The following is a 25036-nucleotide window of genomic DNA, read 5'->3' on the forward strand; positions in this document are numbered from 1 at the left end:
ATTTTGATTCGTTGAAGTTTTACTTTCAGGTAGCCTTTGCCTGAATGGTGCATGTGTTACAGCGAAGCAGGCTAAGGTGGGATTATTGCCCGTTTAGAACGGCTATATATAGATTATGCCAGCGATGGTCGCTATAATCGGGTCTTTCAAACCGTTCAAGCACAGAAGGAAAAACCATGGCAGACTTCAATAAAATTCTTGACGCCGGCGATGTAGACGGCGGCATCATCAACGTGGTGGTGGAAATTCCGCAAGGCTCCAACCAGAAAATTGAATGGGACCGCAAAATCGGCGCAATGAAACTCGACCGCATCGAACCGCAGATTTTCGCCAAACCCACCAACTACGGCTTCATCCCGCAAACCCTAGATGAAGACGGCGACGAACTCGATGCCCTGATTATTACCGACCTGCCGCTGCCCACCGGCATCTACATGGAAGCTAGAGTGATTGGCGTGATGAAATTTGTAGATGACGGCGAAGTGGACGATAAAGTAGTGGTGGTGCCTGCCGACGACCGCCACAACGGCAATGCCATCAAGACTTTGGCTGATTTGCCGCCGCAGCTGATCAAGCAAATCGAATTCCACTTCAACCACTATAAAGACCTGAAAAAACCTGGCAGCACCAAAGTTGGCCACTGGGGCGACATTGAAGAAGCCAAAGCCGTTATCCGCGAATCACAAGCCCGTTGGAAAGCACAATAACCGTGTGCTAGAGGCTGGCTGAAGAGGCTACCTGAAAAATAGAAACCCGTTGTTCTGAATAAGAGAACAGCGGGTTTCTATTTTTCAGGTAGCCTGATTTGGTGAAGGATGGTTGCTTATTTATTCTTTTCTAAGTCCTTGGATAAGGTGATCAATAGATCACGGAGTTGTTGATACTCTTGGAAGGATAGGTTTTTTATTGCTTTGGTTTCTATGCTTAAGTGTGAAGGGACAACTTTTTTTATCAGGGTTTCGCCCTTGGGCAACAAATTGATTAGCCAGCTGCGCCTGTCTTCTGGGTTTAAAACCCGCTGTACTAAGCCTTTTTTCTCTAGTTTGTTGATTCTATTGGTTAACCCGCCGGATGAAATTAACACTAAATCTTGTATCTGTTTGGGTGTCAATGTTTGGTTTGGCTCTCGCAACAATGCAGCTAATACGTCGAATTCGCCAATTGACAGTTTATAGTTGGCCAAGTTTTCATCTACCAACTGAGAAATAATCGAACCAATCCGGATAATCCGGCCGATGATTTCAGTGCCTGATGTATCCAAGTGATTATCAAATTTCTTCCAGTGGTCGGTTATATAGTCAACAACATCAATTACTTCTTTTGATTCTATTTGAGTCATTATCTGCCCCGATATTCGGTTATCCATATAAATAAAAATTATACTTTAATACAGTTATTTATCCAAAATACGAAGTTTCAAGTTATTGATTAGTTGGAAGGTGATATAAAACCAGGCTATACGTTTTAAGGCTTGATGTATATCAACTTTTATTTAAATTTCTCTTGAAAAGCTACTTGTTTAGATTGCGGCACAATATTATTTGATGTAAAGTATCTTCATACAAAGATATTTTATATGAAACTTTATTGGTTGTATAGCTCTAAAGTAATCTTTGTATAGGATAAACATCAACATATAACTATTTCATACGCTTTAAAAAGGATTAAACTATGAAAACCGCTATCCGAAGTGCGATGCTTACATTCAAAAAAGACCCATTTTTTCATGAAATGGATGAATGCTTGGTATATGAATCTGATGCTGTAATTGTGATGGAAGGAGGAAAAATTACCCAAGTTGGCCGTGCACAAGATATTTTGCCTGAGTTGGATGGCGTGGAAGTAAAACGCTACACCGACAGCGTCATCATCCCCGGCTTTATCGATTCGCACGTCCACTACCCGCAAACTGAAATCATCGGTGCCTATGGCGAACAGCTCTTAGACTGGCTAAACAACTACACCTTCATCGCCGAGCAGGGGTTCAAAAATAAAGAACACGCCAGTGAAGTGGCAAAAGTATTTTTGAAAGAGCAGCTTAGAAATGGTGTTACTTCCTCTACTGTTTATTGCACAGTATTCCCGCAATCGGTAGATGCCATCTTTGAAGAAGCGGAAAAATACGATATGCGGATTATGGCGGGTAAGGTTTGCATGGATAGGAATGCACCGGAAGCATTATTGGATACACCGCAGCGTGCCTATGATGAATCTTCTTCCCTAATTAAAAAATGGCATAACAAGGGGCGTGCCGAATATGTGATTACCCCTCGTTTTGTGCCTACCTCTACACCAGAGCAGATGGAAATGATGCAGGCGTTAGCTGCGGAAAATCCGGATATGCTCATTCAATCGCATGTTTCTGAAAATGTGAATGAGGTGGCTTGGGTGAAAGATTTATGTCCGAAAGCCAAAGACTATACAGATGCTTATGCACAATATGGATTGGTTAGGCCGAGGGCGATTTATGGTCACGGTATTCACTTAACTGATCGGGAATTAAGTGTATTCAGTGAAACTGGTGCTGCTGTTGCACACTGCCCAACTTCTAATTTCTTCTTAGGGTCAGGTTGCCTAAACGTGAAAAAACTGCGGGATAAAAACCGTCCTGTCCACGTTGGCTTGGCAACTGACTTAGGTGCCGGTACCAGCTTCTCCATGTTGCAAACCATGAATGAAGCTTATAAAGCAGCACAAATGAACGGTACGCCATATACCTCTCTTCACAGTTTCTATTTGGCCAGCTGTGGCACGGCTGAAGCACTTGGGCTACAAGATAAAGTTGGCACGATTGCTGTAGGTATGGAAGCGGATTTAACGGTATTAAATTTGAAATCTACGCCGATTATCGACTACCGCATGAAATATGCAAAAGATTTGGAAGAGGCGTTGTTTATCCAAATGACTTTGGGGGATGACCGCGCTATTGCTGCCACGTATGTTGCAGGCAAAGAAGTCTATCGTGCCAACTGATATTTTCAGGTAGCCTATTAGAGGTTTCTTGAATTATTAGGCTACCTGAAAACGATTTTTTAGTTAAATCGGATTTTTGGAGTATTGATCATGAGTAACAAAACTGAATTTAAACTCGGCGGTACAAGAGCATGGATCGTTTGGGTTATTGCCGTATTGTTTGTGGTGTGGTTGTTTAACGTACAAACGGGATATGCCATTGTTAACGACAGCGTATCCAAAGCACTGAATCTGAGTATCGACCAAGTCGGCTTGATTGCCGCTACCTACACTTGGACTTTCGCTATTGCGCAAATGTTCTCTGGTGCTCTGTTGGATAAGCTAGGTAGCCGGAAAATCCTAATTCCTGCCATTACTTTGGTGATTATCGGCGTATTCCTGTTTGCTTTTGCACAGAGCTTTGAAATGCTGCTCTTGTCGCAGGTTGTATTGGCTATCGGCTCCAGCGCCGGTTTTGTGGGCGCGGGTTATGTGGGCGGTGTTTGGTTTGGTATGGCTAAATTCGGCCTGATGTTCGGCTTGGTGCAGCTCGTGGCCGCCTTGTCTTCCGCTTTCGGCCAAACTGGTTTTGACTTCGCCTTGGCTAATTGGGACTGGCGCACCATCATCACTGGCTTCGGTATCTTCGGTGTGCTGCTGCTGGTTGCCGCTGTGATGTTCGTGTGCAACCCCACCCCTGTGGAAAGCCCGAAAAGCTCTGTTGGTGAATTTGTTTCCTCTGTATTGCAATCTATTGTTGAGGTGTTGAAGAAGAGTCAGATTTGGGCCATCAGCATTCAAGGTGCAATTGTGTTTGGTACCATCCTCGCTTTGGGTGTGGTATGGGGTCCGAAATTGTTGATTGCCCATGGGATGGATCCCAGTGCCGCCAACCACGCTACTGCTTGCCTCTGGCTGGGGCTGGCTGTGGGCAGCCCATTGATCGACCGCATCTCTAATGCCACCAAATCACGTAAATTGCCAATTACGATTGCTACCATGGTGCAGATGCTTGTGTTAGCCGGTGCGATGTACATCGATGTAACTCCTACAATCGCCATGGTTTTGTACTTTATCTTCGGTTTCTGCAATGCCGGCCATATGCTGAACTTCACTGCTGCGTCAGACAACGTACCCCCGCACAGAATCGGTACTTCATCTTCTATCGTAAACGGTTCTATGTTTATCGCAGGTGGTATTTTGATGGGCTTGCCTGGTAAGATGTTGGCTGGCACTCAGGAAACATTGGCCGACTACCAAGCCGCTCTGCAACCTACCCTGATTGCATTGGCTGTCGCCTTGATTATTGCACTGCTTTGGATTAAAGAAAGTTTCCCGAAGCAGCAATAAATAGATAAATAAAATAGATTCAGGGGGATAGAGAAACTATTCCCCTGAATTTGCAAGAAAACAGCTAATTCCCTCTCTTCCTCATTATCTCAACCCAACGTTTAGTCTTTCCTGATGCCGCCTGTTTGAGTGGGCAGTAAAGTACCAATTATGGAATTTTTAAAGGAACTATTATGTTTGCCAGTAAAAAAGCGTGGCTTTGTTGGATTTTAGCCGTCAGCTATGTCATTTTGATTTTTGGCTTTCAGACAGGATATGCGGTTATTAACCCAAAAATATCTGAAACATTAGGCTTGAGTGCTACAGAGATGAGCCTGATCAGCGCAACATATACTTTTTTCTTTGCGTTCTTTCAGATATTTTCAGGTAGTATTTTGGATAAAACAGGTGTTAAACCAGCAATCCCATTGGCTTGTCTGTTTTTAACGATGGGTTTGGTGTTGTTTGTGCTGTCTAAATCGTTATTGGGGTTTGTATTAGCACAGATTTTTGTGGCATTAGGAGGCTCATTTGGCTTTATTGGCGCTGGATTTGTGGGCAGAATTTGGTTTTCCAGTGAAAAATATGGATTAATGTTCTCATGGGTTCAGTTTGTAGCATCGGTTTCAGCTTGTTTGATCCAGTTGGTATTTATTAAAGTTTTGGAGCATCTGCCATGGGGTGATGTTGTTATTGGTTTTTCTGTATTGGGTGGAATTATGATTCTATTGATGGCGATTTTGCTTGATAATCCAAAAGAATTAAATTTTCAGCCATTGCGTATCGAAACAGCCAGAGCTGTTATTAAGAGTTGTATAGTTGATTTGCTTAAGACAATTCATCAAAAAAAAGTTTTATTTATTATGTTTATTGGAGCGGTTTCTTTTGGGTCGATGCTCAGTTTCAGTATCGTATGGGGTAGCCGATTGCTGCAATCTTATGGAATTGGCCAAAATCAGGCGCATTTGGCAGTAGCAATGAGCTGGTTGGGTTTGGCGATAGGCTCGCCGTTGTTCAGTTATATCAGTAATTTTTTAAGAAGTAATGCAAAAGCTCTTGGAATAGGGCTGATTGGACAAACGGTTACTTTGGCAATCTTGGTTTGTTTGCAAACTAATGCATGGCAGTCTACTCCCCTTCTTTTCTTGTTCGGTATTTTTACTGGAGCATCTATGTTGCCATTTGCAATTGCCGCATCATTGGTTGATGCCAATCATGTTGGCACATCAGCAGCACTGGTGAATGGTAGTCAATTTTTATTTGGTGCAATTTTGGTTTCTATACCAGGCTACCTATTAAATCTCTATCCAGCAGCCAGTATGAGGCAGATATTGCTTCCCGTATTCTTTATTTTATTAGCAACAACCTCTTGCTATGTTTTGCTTAGGAAAAAAGCAGCCAAATAAATTAGATATGATGATGCAAACCCCTTGTGATGAATAACCAACACAAGGGGTTGTTCCATGGTGGTACTCAAATTAGACAGACTCTTACCATTACTTATCCGCAGCTGCCGCATATTCAAACCGACCGTGGCGCAGGAAGTGGGCAGTTTGCCGGGCAACTGTGGGGTCGGTGAGCATGGCGGAGTGGTTGACGGGTAAGACGAGGTAGTCGTGGCAGTTGGCGAGACGGGTTTCGGAGAGGAGGACGGTGCCGTCGCCTTCGCCTTGCAAGCCGATGATTTGGCCGACGCCTAGGTGATGGTTGCCGGCGATGCAGCCGAGTTCGAGCTGGGGAGGCCAGGGTGGGAGATTGCCATCTAGGCCGTTCTGGTAGGCACCGCCGATAAGTGCAGGGGCGTAACGGTACAGCCGGTTGGCGGTTTCGCTGCCAAGATGCGGGGTGGCGAGGGTAACGCTGCGGCCGCGTACCAGTTCGGGGTAGTCGGCGGCGAAACGGCGCAACACGAGGCCGCCGAGGCTGTGGCAGATGAAGTGCAGCGGTTCTTGGTGTTGTTGGTAGTGGCGGCGGACGGCTTCGGCGAGGCGGCGGCTATGCTGGGGCAGGGTTTGGGCGATGCTGTAGTAGCCGAAGCAGCGGCTGTGGATATTATGGCGGCGCAGTTGCCAGGCGAGCGGGAGCATCACCCAGGCGTGCATATGGATGCCGTGCAGCAGGAGGGCGCGCAGCGGGGTTTGGGGCTGGCTCATGGTGTTAGCGGCTGCCGTCGGCAAGTAGCCATTTCTGGGCTTTGGCAGCATCGTTGAAATATTTGGGATGCTGGCGGGTGAGTAGGCTGGAAATATGGGCGGAGAGGCGTATCCAGAGGTCGTTGGTGACGATGGCGATGCGGCCGAAGTCGTTGTCGTGGTTGTTGAGGAAGCGCAGTTGTTCGGCGGCCATGTCGATGGTGTAGTCGCGTAATAAGGATAGGTCGAGGAGGATGTCGGGGCGGTGTACGCGTTGGAGGCACTCGAGGATGGCGGCTTCGAGGGTTTTGAAGTCTTCAAGGGTGAATTCGTTGTAGAGGGCAACGTTGAGGCCGTAGTTTTGCTGGCGGATGGAAATCATGGCAGAACTCCTGTTGAGATGGGTTTCCCGCGAGGGGGTGGGAGTGATACCGGCACGCTGTGGGTGCTTACTGATTATAGTGAAATTGCCGGCAAACTGCTATGGCATGAGTTTGTATTGCCGCAATGAATGCGCTGTATGCGGGCGGCAAAAAGGCTACCTGAAAATCCACTTGGTTTGTTTTCAGGTAGCCTTCTTATAGCAAGCCAACTTAATTTTCGCTACAGCGTTGGTTCGCCTTGCCGTACTTCTGTACTGTCTTCGGCTCACCGCCTTGTATCGAAAAGTTAATTTGACTTACTATAGATTAAGCCGATGGTTATTTGATGTCGCTGCGGCTGGACAATACTTGGTTGATGAGGCCATAGGCTTGGGCTTCTTCGGCCGACATGAAGTTGTCGCGGTCGGTGTCGCGTTCGAGTTCGTCCAGCGTACGGCCGCAATGTTCGGCCAAGAGCTGGTTGAGTTTGGCTTTCAGTTTGAGCAGCTCTTTGGCGTGGATTTCGATATCGGAAGCCTGACCGCCCAAGCCGCCGCTGATCAGGGGCTGGTGGATCATCACGCGGCTGTTGGGCAGGGCGAAGCGTTTGCCTTTGGCGCCGGCGGAAAGCAGGAAGGCACCCATGCTGGCGGCTTGGCCGAGGCACAGGGTAGACACATCGGGCTTGATGAAATTCATGGTGTCGTAGATCGACATGCCGGCAGAAACCGAGCCACCGGGGCTGTTGATGTAGAGGAAAATATCTTTATCGGGGTTTTCGCTTTCCAAAAACAGCAGCTGCGCCACCACCAGGTTGGCAGTTTGGTCGTTTACCGGGCCCACCAGGAAGATAATCCGCTCTTTGAGCAGGCGGGAGTAAATATCGAAGGCGCGCTCGCCCCGGCCGCTCTGTTCGATAACGGTTGGTACCAGATAGTTGTTTTCGATTGTGGGATTCATGGGTTTCCTCGCGTTTATAAGGGATAATTTGGGCAAAAAGCACCTCGGCGGATACGGCCTTGGTGCTTTGTTTGCAACGAGTTTCAGGTAGCCTGAATTACTGCTGGCCCATCACTTCGTCGAAGCTCAGTTTTTTCTCGTTTACCTTGGCCTGACCCAACACATAATCTACAACATTGGCTTCTACGGCCATAGAAATCGGGCCTTCCAAGCGGCTGCGGTCAGCGAAGTACCAATCCATTACTTCTTGCGGGTCTTCGTAGCTTTCGGAGAAGGTTTGTACCACGGCTTTAACTTGGTCGTCGGTCGGCTGCAGATTGTGCTTGCCTACCAAGTCGGCCAAAATCAGGCCCAGTGCCACGCGGCGTTCGGCCTGCTCGGTAAACAGGCTGTCGGCCAAATCTACATCTTCCGGCTTCATGCCTTGGTTCACCAGGTTTTGGCGGGCATTTGCAACCATACGGGCAGTTTCTTCGCGCACCAAGGTTTTCGGCAGTTCGATAGGGGTAACGTCCAGCAGGGCTTTCATTACGTTGTCTTTGGTTTGCGCTTCTATGCGGCGGGTTACTTCGCGTTCGATGTTTTTCTTCACTTCTTCGCGCATTTTGGGCACGTCGCCGTCTTGGATGCCCAAAGCTTTGGCGAATTGTTCGTCCACTTCCGGCAGCACGGCTTCGGCTACGTTGCGCAGGGTGATGGCGAATACGGCGGTTTTGCCGGCCACTTCTTTGCCATGGTAGTCGGCAGGGAAGCTTACGCTCACGTCTTTGGTTTCGCCTTCTTTCATGCCTTGGATGCCGGCTTCAAATTCGGGCAGCATCTGGCCTTGGCCGAGAATGAAGGGGTAGTTTTGTGCGGAGCCGCCTTCGAAGGGGATACCGTCGATGGTGCCGGCAAAGTCGATGATTACGCGGTCGCCGTCTTTGGCTTCGCGTTCCACGCGGTTGAAGCGGGTACGCTGACGGCGCAGGATGTCGATGGTTTTTTCCACTTCCGCTTCGCCCACTTCGCATACCACTTTTTCGATTTCCTGGTCGGCCAAGCTGCCCACGGTGATTTCGGGGAACACTTCGAAACGGGCGTTTACTTTGAATACTTTTTCGTCGTCTTGCGCTTCAACGGCATCAAAAGCGAGCAGGCCGGCGAGACGGATGTCTTCGGAATCCACGATTTCGCCGAATTTGTGACGCAGGCTGTCGTTTAAAACCTCGTCGCGGATGCCCGCGCCATACATGGATTCAATCATGCGCAGCGGGGCTTTGCCGGGGCGGAAGCCGTCTACACGGGCACGTTTTTGAGTGGCCTGCAGGCGTTTTTGTACGGCTGCTTCGATGTCTGCCCAGGGCAGTTCCAGTTGCAGGCTGCGTTCGAGACCTTCCAGTTTTTCAATAGTTACGCTCATTCGTAAGACCTTGTTTTGGTGTTAATCAAGCCGATAGGCGGATGCCTGCTCGGAAAAGTTTGCACTTGGCCGGCATATTTTTCTGTACTGGCCGTGAACGAAAGGCGCAAGTGTACCATAACTTGATGGCACAGGCAGTGTTTGGCTGAGGAATTATGTGGCAAAACGGGTTTCAGGTAGCCTCTTTGAGTATGGGTATGAGGCTGGCCGCAAATGAGTGGGTGCCAAGAGGAAGGTTGCCTGAAAATGTGTGCAGCAGATTTTGCTTTATCAGGTGGCCTATTCTGTATCCCATCAACTCGCCGAACCTGTTTCACTCTCCGCGCGCAACATGGCGGCAGCGTCGTCGAATTCGCGGATGAAGTTACCTTCGCCGAGCAGGGCGACGATGCCGCTGCGCTCCAGGCTGGCGCGTACTTGCTCATTGGCGCCGGTAACGATGACGCGAATACCGCGTTTTTGCAGGCCGCCGATAACGCGCTCCAGCGTGAGGATGCCGGTGATGTCGATATAGGGCACCCAGCGCAGCCGCAGCACAACCGTGCGCGGCTGGGTGTTGATGTCGGCCAGCGTGGTTTCGAATTTTTCCATCGCGCCGAAGAAGAAGGGGCCGTTCACGATAAACATCAGCACGTTGTCCGGCAGGGCGGCGGCATCGCGGCTGTGTTCTTCCTTGCGCACCTCCACCGCTTTGGCCATTTGGCCGATAAAGTGCAGGGTGGACACAATCACGCCGATGTTCACCGCCACCACCAAATCCACCAAGATGGTGAGGAAAAAAGTTATGAAAAACAACACGACGGCGGCACGCGGGGCGCGGCGCAGGATGCGGATGCAGCGTTTGGGCTCGCTCATGTTCCAGGCTACCTGAAACAGGATGGCGGCCAACGCGGCCAACGGGATATTGGCGGCCAAAGGCGCGGCCGCCAGCAGGATCAGCGCCAGCGTGAGGGCGTGCACCATACCGGCCAGCGGGCTGTTACCGCCCTGGCGGATGTTGGTGGCGGTGCGGGCGATGGCGCCGGTGGCGGCGAACCCGCCGAAAAACGGCGTGATGATGTTGGCCAGCCCCTGCCCCACCAGCTCCTGATTGGCGCTGTGGCGCGTGCCGGCCATGCCGTCGGCCACCACGGCGGAGAGCAGCGATTCGATCGCGCCGAGCATGGCAACGGTGAAGGCGGGCAGGATGAGCTGGGCGGTTTGCGCGGCGGAAAAGGCGGGCAGGGAAAAATGCGGCAGCGCGCGCGGAATCGCGCCGTAGGCCGAGCCGACCGTGGCGACGCCCTCGAAGCGGAACAGGCTTTGCAGCACGGTGGCGCACAGCAGCACCCACATCGGCGAAGGCAGGCGGCGCAGCAGCGGCACTTTGGGCATCAACAGCAGCAGCGCGAGCGAAAACAGTCCCAGTGAGGTGGTGGCCGGATGCAGGTTCGGCAGGCTGTGCAGCAGCGACCACAGCTGCTGGTGGAAATGCTCGCCGCCAGCTTTGGGCAGGCCGAAAAACGCCGCCCACTGCCCCACGAAAATCACCACGCCGATGCCGGCGGTAAAACCCATAATCACCGGCATGGCGATGAAGCGTATCATGCCGCCGAAGCGGAACAAGCCCATAAACAACAATATGATGCCAGCAAGGAGAGTGGCGATTTGCAGGCCGTCGAAGCCGAATTTGGCGGTGATGCCGGAGAGGATGGCGATAAATGCGCCGGTGGGACCGGCAATCTGCACGCGCGAGCCGCCGGTCACGGCCACAATCACGCTGGCCACGATGGCGGTGTAAATTCCTTGTTCGGGTTTCACGCCGGTGGCGATGGCGAAGGCCATGGAAAGCGGCAGCGCCACCACGCCCACAATAATGCCAGCCACAATATTGTTCGCCCAATGGGCGCGGCCGAGCAAACCGGCGCGGCGGGCTTCTGTCCAAGCAATCATGTTTGATTCCGTGTGATTCTGTAAAAAAATGTGAATTGTACGCTGGTGGGGTGGGAATGACAAAGGCTGCCTGATAATTCAGGTAGCCTTTGTTTGAACCGGATTGAATGGTAAAGGCGATGCTGAAGTTATTAAATAGATAGGGTGTTTGCGTAGGCAACGGGTTGCCTGAGTGATGTGCCGATACGAAAAGGCTACCTGAAACTTAGCTGCGCAGAAATTCACGTGGTTTGTTTTAGCAGCGTTGAAGGTGGCGCTTTCAGGTAGCCTTTATCTTGCTATGCAGCCTAGGCTTTCAGCTAGCTTGCTCGCCCTGCCGCAGGGCGGCGATGCGTTCGCGGGCGTTGGGGTGGCTGTCGTACCAGCGGGCATACCAGCGGTCGTTCACCAGGCTGGCGGCGTTGCTGCGGTAGAGTTTGATTAGTGCGGAAATCAGGTCTTCGGCATGGGTGTGCGCGGCGGCGAAGTGGTCGGCTTCAAATTCGTTGCGGCGCGAGGAAAGGCTGCCCAGCGGGGCGAAGGGAAAGGAGAGCACGGGCAGCACCAGCATCATCAACAGCAGCGCCATGGCGTGGCTGGGGTAGGCCACGCCCAAGCCGTGATACACGGCGGCGAAGTGGATGATTTGCCCGAGCGCAAACAGCACCAAAAGCGCGAGCAGGAAGCGCACGGCGATTTGCTTCACGATGTGGCGATGTTTGAAATGCCCCAATTCGTGCGCCAACACGGCTTCCACTTCTTGCGGTTGCATACCTTTGAGCAGGGTGTCGAAAAACACAATGCGTTTGTTTTGGCCGAGGCCGGTGAAATAGGCGTTGGCGTGGCCGCTGCGTTTGCTACCATCCATCACGAAAATGCCGTTGCTGGCGAAGCCGGTGCGCGTGAGCAGATTGGTGATGCGCTGTTGCAAGTCTTCATCGGCCAGCGGTTCGAAGCGGTTGAACAGCGGGGCAATCCATTTGGGAAACGCCCACAGCATCAGCAGCGAGAAACCGAGCCACAACAGCCACACCCACAGCCACCACGCATTTCCGGCCGCGCCCATCAGATAAATCACGGCATACAGAAGCGGAATGCCGATGGCCGCGCCCAGCAGCAGGCCTTTGATTTGGTCGGCAAAGAAAGTGCCCAAGGTCATGTTGTTGAAGCCGAATGCGGCTTCCAGCCGGAAGCTGCGGTAGAGCGCGAAGGGCAAGGACAACAGGCTGCTAACCAGCGAAAACAGCACCACCAATAGCACGCCTTGGTTCAGCAGCGAGGTGGCAAGGCGGTTGGCCGTCTCTGCCAGCAGATTCAGCCCGCCGCCGAGAGTAAACATCAGCAGCAGCAAGGTTTCATACAAAATATGCCAACGCGAAAACCGCTGTTTGGCCAGCGTGTAGTCGGCGGCTTTTTGGTGCTCTTCCAGCGAGACTACGTCTTTAAAATCGCGCGGCACGCGGCCTCGGTGCAGCAGCACGGCACGGCTCTGGCGCAAAGAGAGCAGTAGTTGCAGCAGAGTGGAAAAGGCGGTGAAACCGAGAAAGAGGTAAAACACGGTGGTGGACATGGGCTGCTCCGAATGGAAAACGGGCGGCAGTATAGTGGGATTTCTGATGAAGAGCTATGGCACTCGCTTGATTTGCCGTAATGGATGCATAGTGCATGGCTGGCTGATTTATATTTGAAAAGAATGATTTGTTTTGTTTGGATTCAAATGCTTGGCAAAGCAGTGGAAATTTGTGCGATGGAAGCAGACAAAAAAGCGGCACATATTGAATATGTGCCAAATCTACAAAGGAGAAATAGAGGAGAAACTTGTTAAGCGGTCTCCTTGACCACCCAACAGGATGTATTATAGGGCGGCCTAAAAAGGAAGGCAAGGCTAATACTATGATTTAACCTGCTTTTTCTAGATTGTAAGTAAGTGTGAATGTAGAATGCTAGCAGCATGAAACTAAAACAGAAATTAAATATACTGATTTATTTGAAATTCAGATTGTATATGGATTTAGGACGGATGTCGGTATTTTATGGCTGCTATATGCAAAATGCTGTGTGCAAATAATACACTAATTTTTCAGGTAGCCTGTTTGGATAGAAAGCTACCTGAAAAATATGAGTGTGGTTTAGAAAGCATCCCAATCGTTCAGCATCACGCCCAGGCCGATGCTGTTGTGTTTGTGGTTGTAATCGAGCAGGCTTTCGCCGTAGCCGTGGAAGGCCTGCACATAGCCTTTGAGTCGGCCGGCGATGGGGAAGGTGTAGTTCAGCTGCAGGCTGCCTTTGCTGCTGGCAGGATTGTAGCGGGCGAGGGCACCGAGGGTTTGGCGGTCGTTGAAGCGGTAGTACATCTGCAAATCGCCGTAGCCCATGTAGCGGTTGATGTTGGAGTTGTCGTCATCGTCGCTTTTTTCGGGAATGCGCCACCACAGGCGCGGCACCACGGTGAGGTTACCCCATTCCATGCCGGCCATGGCGTAGATGCGGTTCCAAGAGCGGGAAAGTGGGTCGCTTTGGCCGTTGGATTGGTGTGCGGCACCAATGCCGAGCATACGCAGGCCGCCGCCACCAGGCAGAGCGGCTTTCACGGGCTGGGTAAGGAAGATTTCGGGCTCGTAGTCGGTGTTGCGGAAGGGGGAGGACATGGAGCCTTTATATACTTGCCAGTGGGAAACTTGAGTGTAGCCGAACCAGAGGTCGGCGTTGGTGCCGAATAGGTCTTGTAATAGCTTGGTTTTGAAGGAAATCTGCATTTTGGCTTCAACGTGGTTTTGGCGCTGCTGCTCGGGAATGGCGGAAGTGTGTTCGGGGGAGGAGGGGTTGCGGTTGGGCGAGCTGTTGTACCAGCCGGGCAGCAGGTAGAGCGGGCGGTGGGCACGCACGCTGAGGATGCCGGATTCGTGGTTGACGTCTAAATCGTAGGCGAGGCTGAGCGGGCTGAAGGCCTGCGGCTGGGTGGGGGCGGCAGGGGCTTCGGTGAGCACCACCTTGGGTGTGCTCTCGGCCTGGCTTTGCTCGATGCTTTGTTTGATGTCGATGGCGGCTTTGGTGTCGGCGGGAGCAGACAAGGGCTGGGTGGGCGGAAGTTGTGCACCCATGCTGTGGTCGTAGCAAGCAAGGCGGGCGGCGGGGTCGCCGATTTGGGTACAGGCCAGGGCGCCGGCGGGGGCTTGGGTTTGGGCGGCGCTGTGGGCAGAAACGAAAAGGACGGTGGCGATGAGGGGGAGGCGGGATGTTTGCATGATGGTTGGGGTGTGAAACGTCATCTTTGGAGTAAGGCTACCTGAAAACCTGCTTCAGATTTCGCCCATGCGGTAAAACAAATCGGCCAGTGCGGCCAGGCGCAGGGTGTCGCAGCCCCAGCGTTCGGATTGGATGTGGCGCATCCACAAAATGGGGCGCATACTGCGGCGCAAGGTGCGAATTATAGCGGGATTTTGCTTTTGCAGGCAGGTTTTGTAATGTTCAGCGGCTTGGTCGAGTAGGCCGCTGCGCAGGAGGATGTCGGCGGTGGATTGCAGGTAGCACAGCCAGTCGCGGCTTTGGCACAGCGGCAGGCTGAGTACGGTAGCGGGGTTGTCTTCGAAGTCGATGAAGCCGATGCCGCCGGCTTCGGTTAGCACCATATTGCGGGCGAAAGCTTGGCTGAGAAATTGGTTTTGCCGGTGTACGGCTTCGATGGCATGCAGGCCTTGCAGCCAGCCTTCGAGGCTGCCGACTTTGGTTTGCTTTTCGATGGCGATGAGCAGGGTTTGCTCGCCCACATGGCTCATCAATAGGGCATTCTCCTGCACGGCCAATAGTTTGGGCGCGGTGATGCCGGCTTCGGCCAGCTCGCGCAGGCGGCCGGCTTCGATGGCAATGCCGGCATGGCCGCCGGGATTGGGTACCGGGGTGAATACGCTCAAACGGCACACTTTGGCCAGGCCGTTGAGCAGGCTGTAACGCCAGGCGGCTTGACGCAGGGCGGCTTTGCGCAGCCACACGGTTTCGCCGTTGTCTAAACGGTGGCGGGCGATGGTTTCGGTTTGGGCGGCAGCAAGGGCGGCCAGCTGGGCGGCGTAGTTCATGGCAGTGCGGGAAAAAGAAAGCAGCATTATATAGCGAAACAGTTTTGCCCGCCTTGCTGTGAGGCTACTCCATTTTTAAGTAACCTGCCGCACATTCACACTACCAGGCGAGAAGGCGAAGTCAGCGATATGGTATGGATACAGGGTAAAGTAGGCACTTTGGTGACGCTGGTGCCCATCTACGCCTTGGGCAGCTTCCAAGGGCGGTTGCCCTTTCCAAGCCCTCCGTGCCGATGCTTACCGTTTCTGAAGATGCCGACAACTTGCAAAAATGCTTCGAGCTCGGTGCGCACGGCTATATTTTGAAAAACACCGATACCGATTTCCTGGTGGCCGCTATCCGCCAGGTCGTGGCTGGGCAGTAAACCGTGTCGCCCGAGCTTCCCGCCCGACCATTCCACCATCCTCGATTCCCGCACCCAGAGCGAGCACGATGTGTTGCACTGCGCAGCTGGTGGTTATCAGCAACAAAATGATTGTCTGGCGGATGTTTTTATCCGAAAACACGGTGAAGGCGTATATGCAGATTATCTTCCGCAAACTAAACATCGACAACTGCGTACGTGCTGCCGTGTATGCCCGAGAATTGGGCTTGGATAAGTGAAGAGGAATAATGAGATTGGCGGTTTCAGGTAGCCTTTGGATGAGGCTACCTGAAAACTGAAAGACAGAAGGCTGGCGGCTGTTGCTGTTTTAAATAGCGGGATTGCCGGTGTCGGATTTCAGCATCTGGCCTACAGCGAGCTGCAATCAGTAAAGGCTACCTGAAAACGAGCTACGCAAGTTTCTGTGAAGCTAAATTTTCAGGTAGCCTTTTCAGCCTTTCTTATGTCCGCCGCACACTTTACAGGTGGGATTTGGGGGGGGATGGAGAAGTGCTGCCATTGGCCGCTGAGTGCGTTGTATCAGCACAAAACGCCGTTTTCGGCAGGCAGGCCGAGCAGGATTTTCAGGGTTTCGGCAGCTTGGGTGGTGCCGATGATGCCCACTAGTGGGGAGAACACGCCGAATAGGGTGTAGGTAGTGGTGGCCGGCAATGTTGCGGTTGCCTGCGGCTAGGGGTTGATAAATGTCTTGTGTGGCGGAATCCACCATATCAGCCCCCCATTTGGCTGATGCTTTTCAGATTAACGGGCTTGTCTTTGGCGAAAATCGGGCTGCTGATGAGCAGGCAGAAGATGAAGATGCTGTGTTTCATGTTTGTTTTCTGGTGTAGTGTTGCAGAAAAAAACAGCCTGATGTGGCTTACATTTCAGGCTGTTTTCGCTCGGACGCGGGGATTAGCGATGCTGCTTTTGATAATCCCTGTTCCACGCTTGAACGGCGGTGTTGGCATCGCGCGCGGCGGAGTGCAAGGTGTTGCAGGCAGATAAAGTATCCAGCAAAACGGCGCATAAAACGATTCTTTTCATATGGATTTTTCCTTTTAATTGATTGATATGTGTGATTGATGATTAAGCTTGTTTGGCGGCTTGCATATTTTGGATAAACCGGTCAAACAGATAGCCAACATCTTGCGGGCCGGGGCTGGCTTCGGGGTGGCCTTGGAAGCAGAACACGGGTTTGTCGGTCAGCTCGATGCCTTGCAAGGTGCTGTCGAACAAGGATTTGTGGGTAATCCTTGCGTTGGCGGGCAGGGTGTCGGCATCGACGGCGAAACCGTGGTTTTGGCTGGTGATGCCGACTTTGCCGCTGTCCAAGTCTTGTACGGGGTGGTTCGCGCCGTGGTGGCTGAAGTGCATTTTCAGGGTTTTTGCGCCGATGGCTAGGCTGATGAGCTGGTGTCCCAAGCAGATACCGAAGATGGGTTTGCCGCTTGCCATCAGTTTTTGCACGGCTTCGATGGCGTAGGTACAAGGCTCGGGGTCGCCTGGGCCGTTGGAGAGGAATACGCCGTCGGGATTGAGTGCCAACACGTCTTCCGCGCTGGTTTGGGCGGGGACGACGGTCAGGCGGCAGCCGCGTGCGGCGAGCATACGCAGGATGTTGGTTTTCACGCCGAAATCATAGGCGACGACGTGGAACGGCTGTTCGGCAGGAGTAACGAAACCTTTGCCCAACACCCATTCGCCTTCGGTCCATTCGTAGGCTTCTTTGCAGGAAACTTCTTTCGCCAAATCTTTGCCGACCATGCTGCCGAACGCGGCGATGAGTTCTTGCGCTTTTGCAACCGTTGCGTCCGCGCCGGTCAGAATTGCGCCGCCTTGTGCACCTTTTTCGCGCAGCAGCGTGGTCAGGCGGCGGGTGTCGATGTCGGCGATGGCGACGGTTTTGTTGCGCACCAGATAGTCATGCAGGCTTTCGGAGGCGCGGAAGTTGCTGTGCAGCAGCGGCAGGTCGCGGATAATCAAGCCGGCGGCATAAACGCTGCGGCTTTCTTCATCTTCGGCGTTGGTGCCGGTGTTGCCGATGTGGGGATAGGTGAGGGTTACGATTTGTTTGCAGTAGGACGGGTCGGTCAGGATTTCCTGATAGCCGGTCATGGAGGTGTTGAACACGACTTCGCCGGAAGCTGAACCTTTGTAACCAATTGATGTGCCTTGAAATACGCTGCCGTCAGCGAGAACGAGAAGGGCGGGAGTGGTCATGATTGGTGTCCGGACGCGGGGGATAAAGAACACGTTTCGCGGCTTTCTAAGCGGGGCAAAACGTGCTTCGGCGAAGGCGGCAGTGCCTGCTGGAAGCGTGTTATTCTAATGGACAACGGGAGGGTTGGGCAAGTTTGGGCGGGGAGTTTTCAGGTAATCTGAGCGCTTGTACGGTGGAGGAGTTATATTTGGCTGTTGCCATACCGAAGGCTACTTGAAATTTGTGGAAGGCAGACAAAACAATATAGCTTTTAGGCTACCTGAAGAAGCGGTTTCCATATTTTCGGGTAGCCTTTTCGTATCGCAGCAAAAGGTCACCTGAAACCGCACACTTTATTTCGGCTGGCGGCTGATGCGGATTTGTTCGATGCGCTGGCCGGCTTTGGCGGCTACGGTGAAACGCCAGCCGTGGTAGTCGAGGGTGTCGCCCACTTCAGGCAGGGTTTTCAGCTCTTCGATCATCAGGCCGGCCACGGTGTGGTAGTCGGCATCTTCCTCGGGCGGCGGCAGGCCGAGCTGGGGGGCGAGCTCGGCGTATTCGTGGCTGCCGTCCACCAGCAGGCTGTCGTTATTTTCCGGGCTGTGTTCGCCGGATTGGGCATTTTGCTCTTTACGCTCGTAGGCTTCGGGGAATTCGCCGGCAATGGCGGAAAGCAAGTCTTTGGTGGTAACCATGCCCTGCACGGCGCCGAATTCGTCCACCACGAGGGCGTAGTCGGCGCCGCTTTGGCGGAACTGCTCGATGGCGGAAAGAGTGTTGGTGCTGTCGGGTAGGATGAGCGGCTGGCACAGGGCGGCTTGGATATCCGGCTCTTGCCCGGCCAGAAGCTGGTTGAGCAGGTCTTTTTTGTTGATGTAGCCCAAAGGCTCGTCGGCACCGGCCTTGCCCACCACGAGGAGACGGGAATACGGGGTGTTTTGCAGCTGGGCGTATTGCTGCTCGCGGCTTTGGGAAATATCGAGCCGTTCGATGTCGCGGCGGGGCACCATGATGCCGGGCAGGGGGCGCTCGGCCAGGGTGAGCACGCTGCGGATCATGGATTTTTCGTTTTCTTCAAAGTGGCCGGCATCGTGGCTTTCTTCGCCGGCTTTGGCCAGCATGGTTTCGCGGATACCCATCATGCCGAGCACGTTTTCGGCGGTACGGCGGCGCCAAGAGCGGCTGCCGTAGGCGTTTTTGTCGGTGTTGCGCTGGGAGATTTGGTTGAACACCTCAATCAGCACGGAGAAGCCGATGGCGGCATACAGGTAGCCTTTGGGGATGACTACGTGGAAGGCTTCGGCAATCAGGCTGAAGCCGATCATCAAGAGGAAGCCGAGGCAGAGCATCACCACGGTGGGATGGCGGTTGACAAATTCGGTGAGCGGTTTGCTCGCCCAAATCATCATGGCCATCGCCACAATCACGGCGGCCATGGCGATTTGGATATGCTGTACCACGGCCACGGCGGTCACCACGGCATCGATGGAAAACACGGCATCGAGCACGAGAATCTGCAATACCACGCCCCAAAACGGCGCATGCTGTTTGCGATGGTCGGTGTCGGAAACGGCGTAGTGGTTGGCGCCTTCCAGCCGTTCGTGCAGCTCGGTGGTAGCTTTATACAGCAGGAACAGGCCGCCCACAAACATGATGATGTCTTTGCCGGCCACTTCCAGCCGCCCCAGGGCAAACAGCGGGGTGGTGAGCTGCATGATGCGGCCCATAAAAGCGAGCATTAGAAGCCTGATGAGCACAGCCAAAGTCAGGCCGGTGATGCGGGCGTGGTCGCGCTGGGCGGGGCGCACTTTGCCGGCCAAAATGGCCACGAACACCAGGTTGTCGATGCCGAGCACGACTTCGAGAATAATCAGCGTGGCGAAGCCCAGCCAGGTTACCGGGTCGGCCAGCCAGGAGAAATCCATGAATGTGAATCCTTGATTGCAAATAATAACAACAAGCAAAGGCTACCTGAAAACGCTATGAACAGCTTTCAGGTAGCCTTTAAATACATGCCGTGCACACACTTATCCGCCGAGGCAGGCTCGGGCTCTGGAGATGCGGGGGAATCAGTGTGCATATCGGCGTGGAAAGAATAATGAGGCGGTAAGTTTAGCAGATTGCAGCGGCTTGCTGAAGAATTATGGCTTCCGCTATAGCCGAAGTGTATTTTTAATAAGGCTTTTGGCGAGACTTAGACCACATAACATTCGGGAAGGTTGGGGTTCAGGCGGCTTACCAAATTTCAGGTAGCCTTCCTCACGCCTGCCCTGCTCCCCATTGTGCCTTATGCCGGCGCGGGGCACTTCCTTTCTTTGCTTCGCCAAAGAAAGGAAGCAAAGAAAGGCGACTGCGGGCGCGGGTTTGCTGCGCAAACTTCCCTCACTCCACGCGATTTTTCGGGCGGGCTCGCAACTTGCGGCTGCGCCGCTTCGAACATGCAAGCCCTTATTTCCCGAAAAACCACGCTCCGTTCGGCTGCGCCAGCAGACGGGCAGCAAGATTGATGAATTTGTGGTGAAGATGCTGTTGTGAAAGCTGCTTAGAATAGCAGCTGCTACACCACCGGCCGCTGGCGGTAGAACAGCAGCCCAGGCAGCGCCAGCCCGAAGGCCAGTGCGCCGATAACGAAGCCGGATTTCACAAAATAATCCACCGCCTGCTCTAAAAGCTGTTCGGAAAAGCCCTTGTGATTTATCTGCACCAGCGCAATCATAGCCTTATACACATACACGCCTGGAATCATCGGAATGATGGCGGCCACAGTAAACACTTTCGGGTGCGCCCGATAGCGTTGCGACAAATACACGCCGATAAAGCCCACCAGCGAAGCCGCACACAGCGTGGCCAAGCCCTGCGACAGACCAAACTGCATCATGAGCGTGCGCGAGCCATGCCCCAACGCACCCAAATAAGCACAGTATTTCAACGCATTGCGCGGTACGTTGAACAAAATCGCAAAGCCCACGGCGGGGATGGCGGCGAAGAACATATCGTCTAGCAAATTCAGCAGCATGGTTTAATCCCAAGCAGAAACATTCAACAGGCTCAAGGCTAACACAATGCCCAAACAGGTGCTGAACGTGAGCAGCATGGCCACTGCCCAGCGGCTCATGCCCATATTCACATGGCCTTTGAGCATATCGGCCAGCGAATTAATCAGCGGCATCCCAGGCACTAGCAGCAGGACGCTGGCCGCCGTGGCGATTTCTGGGTGCTCGCCCCAACCGAACTTCAGTGCCGTGCCCGACACCATTGAAGCCACAAAAGCAGTAACCGCGAACACCACTGCCGGGTTGTAGTGCCGTGCCGACAACCTTTGGCGTACCCACATGCCGCAGGCCGAAGCAATAAACGTGATGAAGCAAATCAGCGGATCGCCACCCGAGAGGTGGGCAAAGCTCGCGCAGGAGAGCCCCACCATAAACACCACAAAATAGCGGTTGTATTTTTCCGGCTTCACCGCATCCAGCTGTTCACGCACTTCCTGCACGCTAGATAGACCGTCTTCCGCATCCAGCACAATGTGCTGCACCGCTGTGATCACCGACATATTGATGCCTTTGTCGAAATTCTTGCGCGTGGTGGTGATGCATTGATTGCAACGGCGCGTGGTGATCACAATCGCATTGGGTGTGAGCGCACACTCCACACTGTCCATGCCCAGTGCACGGCCAAGGCGCACGGCGATTTGGTCAATAAGTGTGCTTTCTGCACCGTATTGCAACAGCAACAGTGCGGCATGGACGCACAGGCGGGTGATTTCCTGCTGCTGTTCGTAATCAGTGGAAACGGAGGGAAGGGGGGCGGGAACGGGAGTCGTCATTAAATATACCGGCTGGGAAAAACAGAAGGAAGACGCGTGCAGAAAACGGCTGGAAATGCTGTGGGTCAAAGAGCCGTTTGGTTGGATGTATGATGGGAACGAATTATACCGCAAGCCCTGTACAGCAGCCAATTGTGCAGTGTGAATGCGGGTGTTTACGGGCAAAAAGGCTACCTGAAAACGTGAACTTCAGTGAGGTTAAAACGGTTTCAGGCAGCCCTTATATGGTGTGGGTGCTGATATACGCCCGTGGCATTGCTTTTCCCCACGGGAGAAGGATACAGATGATAGGCTGCTTGAAAACGGGATATCAACATGGTAAACAACCCATCATTTTCAGATTACAATACCGCTTCAAACCCCATATCGGCATCCAGCAAGAATCATGTTTCCACGAGTTCTTTCCGTCTCCGCCGCCCGAGGGCTGCGTGCGCACCTGCGCGGCGGCGGCTTGGTGGCTTATCCCACGGAATCCAGCTACGGATTGGGCTGCCTGCCCACGCATCGCCGCGCCTTGCGCCGGCTGATGCAGCTGAAAAAACGGCCGCAGCACAAGGGGTTGATTGTTATCGGCAGTAATTTGGTGCAGCTCGAGCCATTGCTGCAAAGGCTACCTGAAAACCAGCGCCGGCTGGCACAAAGCACTTGGCCGGCGGCGGTAACGTTTTTATTTGCGGTATCAGGGAGTGTACCGGCGCTGTTGCGCGGGCGCGGTCGGGAAAAACTGGCGGTGCGCGTGCCGGCGCATGCTGGGGCACGACGTTTGTGCGCGCTGTTGGGCACGCCGCTGGTGTCCACTTCATGCAATCGCAGCGGGCGGCGGGCTTTGCGGCATCAGCGCGAGGTGCGGCGCTGCTTTGGAAGGGATGTGTATGTGGTCAACGGCCGCTGCGGTGGGTCGAAGCGGCCGAGCCGGATTGTGGATGCGCAGAGCGGGGTGTATTTGCGCTAAAGGCTACCTGAAAGCTGTTTCAGGTAGCCTTTATCCTTCTTTGCCAATTCGCCAGCAGTTTGCTATAAGGCAATCTATAGTTGATTAAAATAAGCATGCTATGGCGTTGGCTTGCCTTTCCGTAGTACTCATACTGTCTGCGGCTTGCTACCTTGTCGCACTCTTATTTTAATCAACTAGAATTAAAACGAATAAACAATGAGGTAGTTATGCGCTTGGGCGGGTTGTGCTGTTGGGTGGCGGGTGTGCTGCTGGTTTTTTTGTTGCCGGCAGCACATTTTATTGCCGTTGCCTCGGCTTCGGCGCTGCTGCTTGCTCTGATTGGCTGCTTCCGGCGCGCCCGTGGGGCGTGGTGGCTGCTGTGCGGGCTGCTTTACGGCGTGTGGCGGGTGCAGTTGGCATTATCGCAGCAGTGGCCGGCGGAGCCGGAGTTCCAACGGGTGCGGCTGGATTTTCAGGTAGCCTCGGTGGTGGAGGCATCGGCGCAGTCTGTGCGGTTTGAGGCTTGGGCGCAAACGGAAGCGGGGGAGCGGTTTCGGCTGCTGGTGTCGGACCGTTATTTGCGCGAGTGGCGGCCGGGCAGCCGCTGGCGGATGACGGTGCGGGTACGGCCTACGGTGGGCGAGCGCAATGAAAACGGCTTCGACCGCGAGGCTTGGGCGTTGAGCCAGCATATCGACGGCATGGCTTCGGCTGCCCGCGAGCGGGTGGAGCTGCCGCCGGACACGGGCTGGCAATCGCGTTGGCAAAACTGGCGCTACGAGCGGCAGCAGGCCTGGCAGCAGGCGGCGGAAAGCTACCCGAACGGGGCGGCGCTGATGCGGACTTTGGGCGGCGGCGGATACGGCGGGCTGGCGGATGAGCATTGGCAGGCGTTTCGGGTGTTGGGCATCAATCATCTGATTAGCGTGTCGGGGCTGCACATCGGCATGGTGGCGCTGGCGGCAGCGTATTTGGCGCGGCTTTTGCTGCTGCGCCTGCCGCTGGCCGAGCCGCGACGCTGGTATTTGGCAGCGGGCTTGGCGGCGGCTTTGTTTTATTCGGCATTGGCCGGCTTCGGCGTGCCGATTCAGCGCAGTTTGCTGATGCTGGCGGTGTTTGCTTGGCAATGGTATCGGCGCGGCAGCCCTGCGCCGTGGCGGGCTTGGTGGCAGGCTTTGGCCATGGTGCTGCTGTTCGACCCGCTCTCGGCTTTGGGTGTGGGCTTTTGGTTTTCCTTCGGCGCGGTGGCGGCGCTGATTTGGGTGGCGCAAGGGCTGCTGGAGGCTATGCCGGATGACGATGCGCCGGAAGGCGGACTGCTGGGCGCGGCCAGGCATTCCGGCAAATGGCGCACCGCGCTGTGCGCCCAATATGCGGCTACGTTGTTGGGGTTTTGGCAGGCCGGGCAAGTGTTCGGCATTGTGCCGCTGGCTGCGCCTTTGGCCAATGCGCTGCTGATTCCGTGGTTTTCTTGGGTGTTGGTGCCGCTGGCCTTGCTGGCGGTGCTGCTGCCGTTTGAAGGCTACCTGAAAATGGCGGCTGCCATCGGGGAATACACCATGGGCGCGGTGGTGTGGGCGGGCGGCATCGTGCCCACCGGCGCGCTGGCGCACCTGCCGCCGCTGTTTTGGTTGGCCGTATTGGCTGCGCTGGCGGTGTGGCTGTTGCCGCGCGGCCTGGGATTGCGGCCTTGGGCGGCGCTGGTGTTGGCGGCATCCTGCCTGTATCGCACGCCCGCGCCGGAGCACGGCACGGCGGCAGTGCGGATTGTGGACGTAGGGCAGGGGCTCGCCTTGCAGGTGCGCACGCAAAACTATTGGCTGCTGTTCGACACCGGCACGGCAGGGGCGGCGCAGACGCAGCTGGTGCCCAACCTGCTGGCGCAGGGGCTGCCGCCGCCCGATGTGTTGGTGCTCTCGCATCACGATGCCGACCACGACGGCGGCTTCCCCGCCGTTCAGGCAGCCTTTGCGCCGCGCAAACTGTATGCCGGCCAGCCGGAAGCCTATGCCGAAGCGGCTCAATGGTGCGCCGGCGGCACGGCGTGGGAGTGGGACGGCGTGTACTTCGAATTCCTCACCCCGCCGCATCATCCGCAGGCCGACGATAATGAGCAAAGCTGCGTGTTGCGTGTGTTGGCGGGCGGCCAGGCCGTGCTGGCGGGCGGCGATTTGGGTATTAAGGGCGAGCGCTGGCTGGTGGGCACATACGGCGATTCGCTGCACAGCCAATTATTGGTGCTGGGGCACCACGGCAGCCGCTCTTCATCCGATTCAGCCTATCTGAACGCGGTGGCGCCCGAAGCAGCGGTGGCGGCCAACGGCTTTGCCAACCCCTACGGCCACCCCGCCGCCATCGTGCGCCACCGCCTTTCCGCCCACCGCATCCGGCTCTACACCACCGCCCGCAGCGGGCAGCTGGATTTTGTGCTGGGGCAGGGCGGGGCAATGCAGCCGTAGCGCTTGGGCAGGAGGTTTTGGCAGCGCAAGCCGTTTGAGGAATGAAGGTTTCAGGTAGCCTGTTGGTGGATTGAGAGGCTACCTGAAAATCTTTCCGCTGCTTAATCACTCGCCCGCGTTCAGCACCC

22 protein-coding genes and 1 pseudogene are annotated in these 25036 nt (G+C 54.3%); 8 read left to right on the forward strand and 15 right to left on the reverse strand.

The annotated features are described in order from the left end of the window. Positions 1-176: 176 nt before the first annotated feature. A complete protein-coding gene (locus A7P96_RS01585; RefSeq protein ID WP_003824323.1) occupies positions 177-707 on the forward strand; it encodes an inorganic diphosphatase in 531 nt (176 codons plus the stop codon). Between the two features lie 116 nt (positions 708-823). Here the strand turns inward: A7P96_RS01585 and A7P96_RS01590 are convergent, their stop codons facing one another. Then, on the reverse strand, positions 824-1339 hold the full coding sequence (locus tag A7P96_RS01590; RefSeq protein ID WP_067524353.1) for a MarR family winged helix-turn-helix transcriptional regulator: 516 nt from the start codon (positions 1337-1339) through the stop codon (positions 824-826). Positions 1340-1671: 332 nt separating this feature from the next. Here A7P96_RS01590 and guaD point away from each other — a divergent pair, with 332 nt between their 5' ends. From guaD to A7P96_RS01605, 3 genes are all read left to right on the forward strand, one after another. Then, positions 1672-2973, forward strand: a complete 1302-nt coding sequence (gene guaD, locus A7P96_RS01595) for a guanine deaminase (protein WP_067524202.1) — start codon at positions 1672-1674, stop codon at positions 2971-2973. A gap of 90 nt (positions 2974-3063) precedes the next feature. Beyond that, entirely contained in the window at positions 3064-4302 is a 1239-nt protein-coding gene (locus A7P96_RS01600) for an MFS transporter (RefSeq protein ID WP_067524204.1), read from the forward strand. A gap of 173 nt (positions 4303-4475) precedes the next feature. Continuing rightward, positions 4476-5687: a nitrate/nitrite transporter gene (locus tag A7P96_RS01605; protein ID WP_067524206.1), complete on the forward strand. Its 1212-nt coding sequence runs from the start codon at positions 4476-4478 to the stop codon at positions 5685-5687. Positions 5688-5777: 90 nt separating this feature from the next. On the opposite strand, the gene A7P96_RS01610 is transcribed toward A7P96_RS01605, so the two are convergent. From A7P96_RS01610 to A7P96_RS01645, 8 genes are all read right to left on the reverse strand, one after another. After that, positions 5778-6434 carry a triacylglycerol lipase gene (locus A7P96_RS01610; RefSeq protein WP_067524208.1) on the reverse strand — a complete coding sequence of 219 codons (657 nt, stop codon included), beginning with the start codon at positions 6432-6434 and terminating at the stop codon, positions 5778-5780. Positions 6435-6438: 4 nt separating this feature from the next. Continuing rightward, entirely contained in the window at positions 6439-6795 is a 357-nt protein-coding gene (locus tag A7P96_RS01615) for an STAS/SEC14 domain-containing protein (protein WP_067524210.1), read from the reverse strand. A gap of 319 nt (positions 6796-7114) precedes the next feature. Continuing rightward, positions 7115-7735: an ATP-dependent Clp endopeptidase proteolytic subunit ClpP gene (gene clpP, locus A7P96_RS01620; protein ID WP_067524212.1), complete on the reverse strand. Its 621-nt coding sequence runs from the start codon at positions 7733-7735 to the stop codon at positions 7115-7117. A 97-nt stretch (positions 7736-7832) separates the two neighbouring features. After that, entirely contained in the window at positions 7833-9137 is a 1305-nt protein-coding gene (tig, locus tag A7P96_RS01625) for a trigger factor (protein ID WP_067524214.1), read from the reverse strand. 294 nt (positions 9138-9431) lie between these two features. Then, the gene (locus A7P96_RS01630) at positions 9432-11069 is read right to left on the reverse strand and encodes a SulP family inorganic anion transporter (RefSeq protein WP_067524216.1); all 1638 of its coding nucleotides are present in this window, start codon (positions 11067-11069) and stop codon (positions 9432-9434) included. A 295-nt stretch (positions 11070-11364) separates the two neighbouring features. Further along, positions 11365-12618, reverse strand: a complete 1254-nt coding sequence (locus tag A7P96_RS01635) for a M48 family metallopeptidase (protein WP_067524218.1) — start codon at positions 12616-12618, stop codon at positions 11365-11367. 559 nt (positions 12619-13177) lie between these two features. Continuing rightward, the gene (locus A7P96_RS01640) at positions 13178-14293 is read right to left on the reverse strand and encodes a phospholipase A (protein ID WP_067524356.1); all 1116 of its coding nucleotides are present in this window, start codon (positions 14291-14293) and stop codon (positions 13178-13180) included. A gap of 54 nt (positions 14294-14347) precedes the next feature. Further along, positions 14348-15121, reverse strand: coding sequence for a hypothetical protein (locus tag A7P96_RS01645; protein WP_067524358.1), 774 nt, complete (start codon positions 15119-15121; stop codon positions 14348-14350). A 233-nt stretch (positions 15122-15354) separates the two neighbouring features. On the opposite strand from A7P96_RS01645, the gene A7P96_RS10580 reads away from it, so the two are divergent. Together A7P96_RS10580 and A7P96_RS10925 are read left to right on the forward strand one after the other, a co-directional pair. After that, on the forward strand, positions 15355-15486 hold the full coding sequence (locus A7P96_RS10580; protein WP_156496234.1) for a response regulator transcription factor: 132 nt from the start codon (positions 15355-15357) through the stop codon (positions 15484-15486). Positions 15487-15554: 68 nt separating this feature from the next. Further along, positions 15555-15725: a helix-turn-helix transcriptional regulator gene (locus tag A7P96_RS10925; RefSeq protein WP_197476428.1), complete on the forward strand. Its 171-nt coding sequence runs from the start codon at positions 15555-15557 to the stop codon at positions 15723-15725. Positions 15726-15937: 212 nt separating this feature from the next. On the opposite strand, the pseudogene A7P96_RS10140 reads toward A7P96_RS10925, so the two are convergent. The 6 genes and pseudogenes from A7P96_RS10140 to A7P96_RS01670 form a co-directional block, all read right to left on the reverse strand. Continuing rightward, positions 15938-16134: pseudogene (locus A7P96_RS10140) on the reverse strand (molybdopterin-synthase adenylyltransferase MoeB); the annotation flags it as partial. 267 nt (positions 16135-16401) lie between these two features. Then, positions 16402-16533 (reverse strand): hypothetical protein, encoded by a 132-nt coding sequence (locus A7P96_RS11340; RefSeq protein ID WP_255361154.1) that lies wholly within the window; start codon positions 16531-16533, stop codon positions 16402-16404. Positions 16534-16575: 42 nt separating this feature from the next. Beyond that, a complete protein-coding gene (gene carA / locus A7P96_RS01650; protein WP_067524220.1) occupies positions 16576-17709 on the reverse strand; it encodes a glutamine-hydrolyzing carbamoyl-phosphate synthase small subunit in 1134 nt (377 codons plus the stop codon). Positions 17710-18042: 333 nt separating this feature from the next. After that, the gene (locus tag A7P96_RS01655) at positions 18043-19614 is read right to left on the reverse strand and encodes a TerC family protein (RefSeq protein WP_067524222.1); all 1572 of its coding nucleotides are present in this window, start codon (positions 19612-19614) and stop codon (positions 18043-18045) included. A 632-nt stretch (positions 19615-20246) separates the two neighbouring features. Beyond that, entirely contained in the window at positions 20247-20705 is a 459-nt protein-coding gene (locus tag A7P96_RS01665) for a threonine/serine exporter family protein (RefSeq protein WP_067441353.1), read from the reverse strand. A 3-nt stretch (positions 20706-20708) separates the two neighbouring features. Next, positions 20709-21515 carry a threonine/serine exporter ThrE family protein gene (locus tag A7P96_RS01670; RefSeq protein ID WP_067524226.1) on the reverse strand — a complete coding sequence of 269 codons (807 nt, stop codon included), beginning with the start codon at positions 21513-21515 and terminating at the stop codon, positions 20709-20711. A 382-nt stretch (positions 21516-21897) separates the two neighbouring features. Between A7P96_RS01670 and A7P96_RS01675 the strand changes: the two genes are divergently transcribed. Further along, the gene (locus A7P96_RS01675) at positions 21898-22467 is read left to right on the forward strand and encodes an L-threonylcarbamoyladenylate synthase (RefSeq protein ID WP_067524228.1); all 570 of its coding nucleotides are present in this window, start codon (positions 21898-21900) and stop codon (positions 22465-22467) included. A gap of 263 nt (positions 22468-22730) precedes the next feature. Further along, a complete protein-coding gene (locus A7P96_RS01680) occupies positions 22731-24908 on the forward strand; it encodes a DNA internalization-related competence protein ComEC/Rec2 (RefSeq protein WP_231863614.1) in 2178 nt (725 codons plus the stop codon). Positions 24909-25036 lie beyond the last annotated feature (128 nt).

Origin of the sequence: Eikenella sp. NML03-A-027, from assembly GCF_001648395.1 — a bacterium.
Lineage (GTDB): Bacteria > Pseudomonadota > Gammaproteobacteria > Burkholderiales > Neisseriaceae > Eikenella > Eikenella exigua.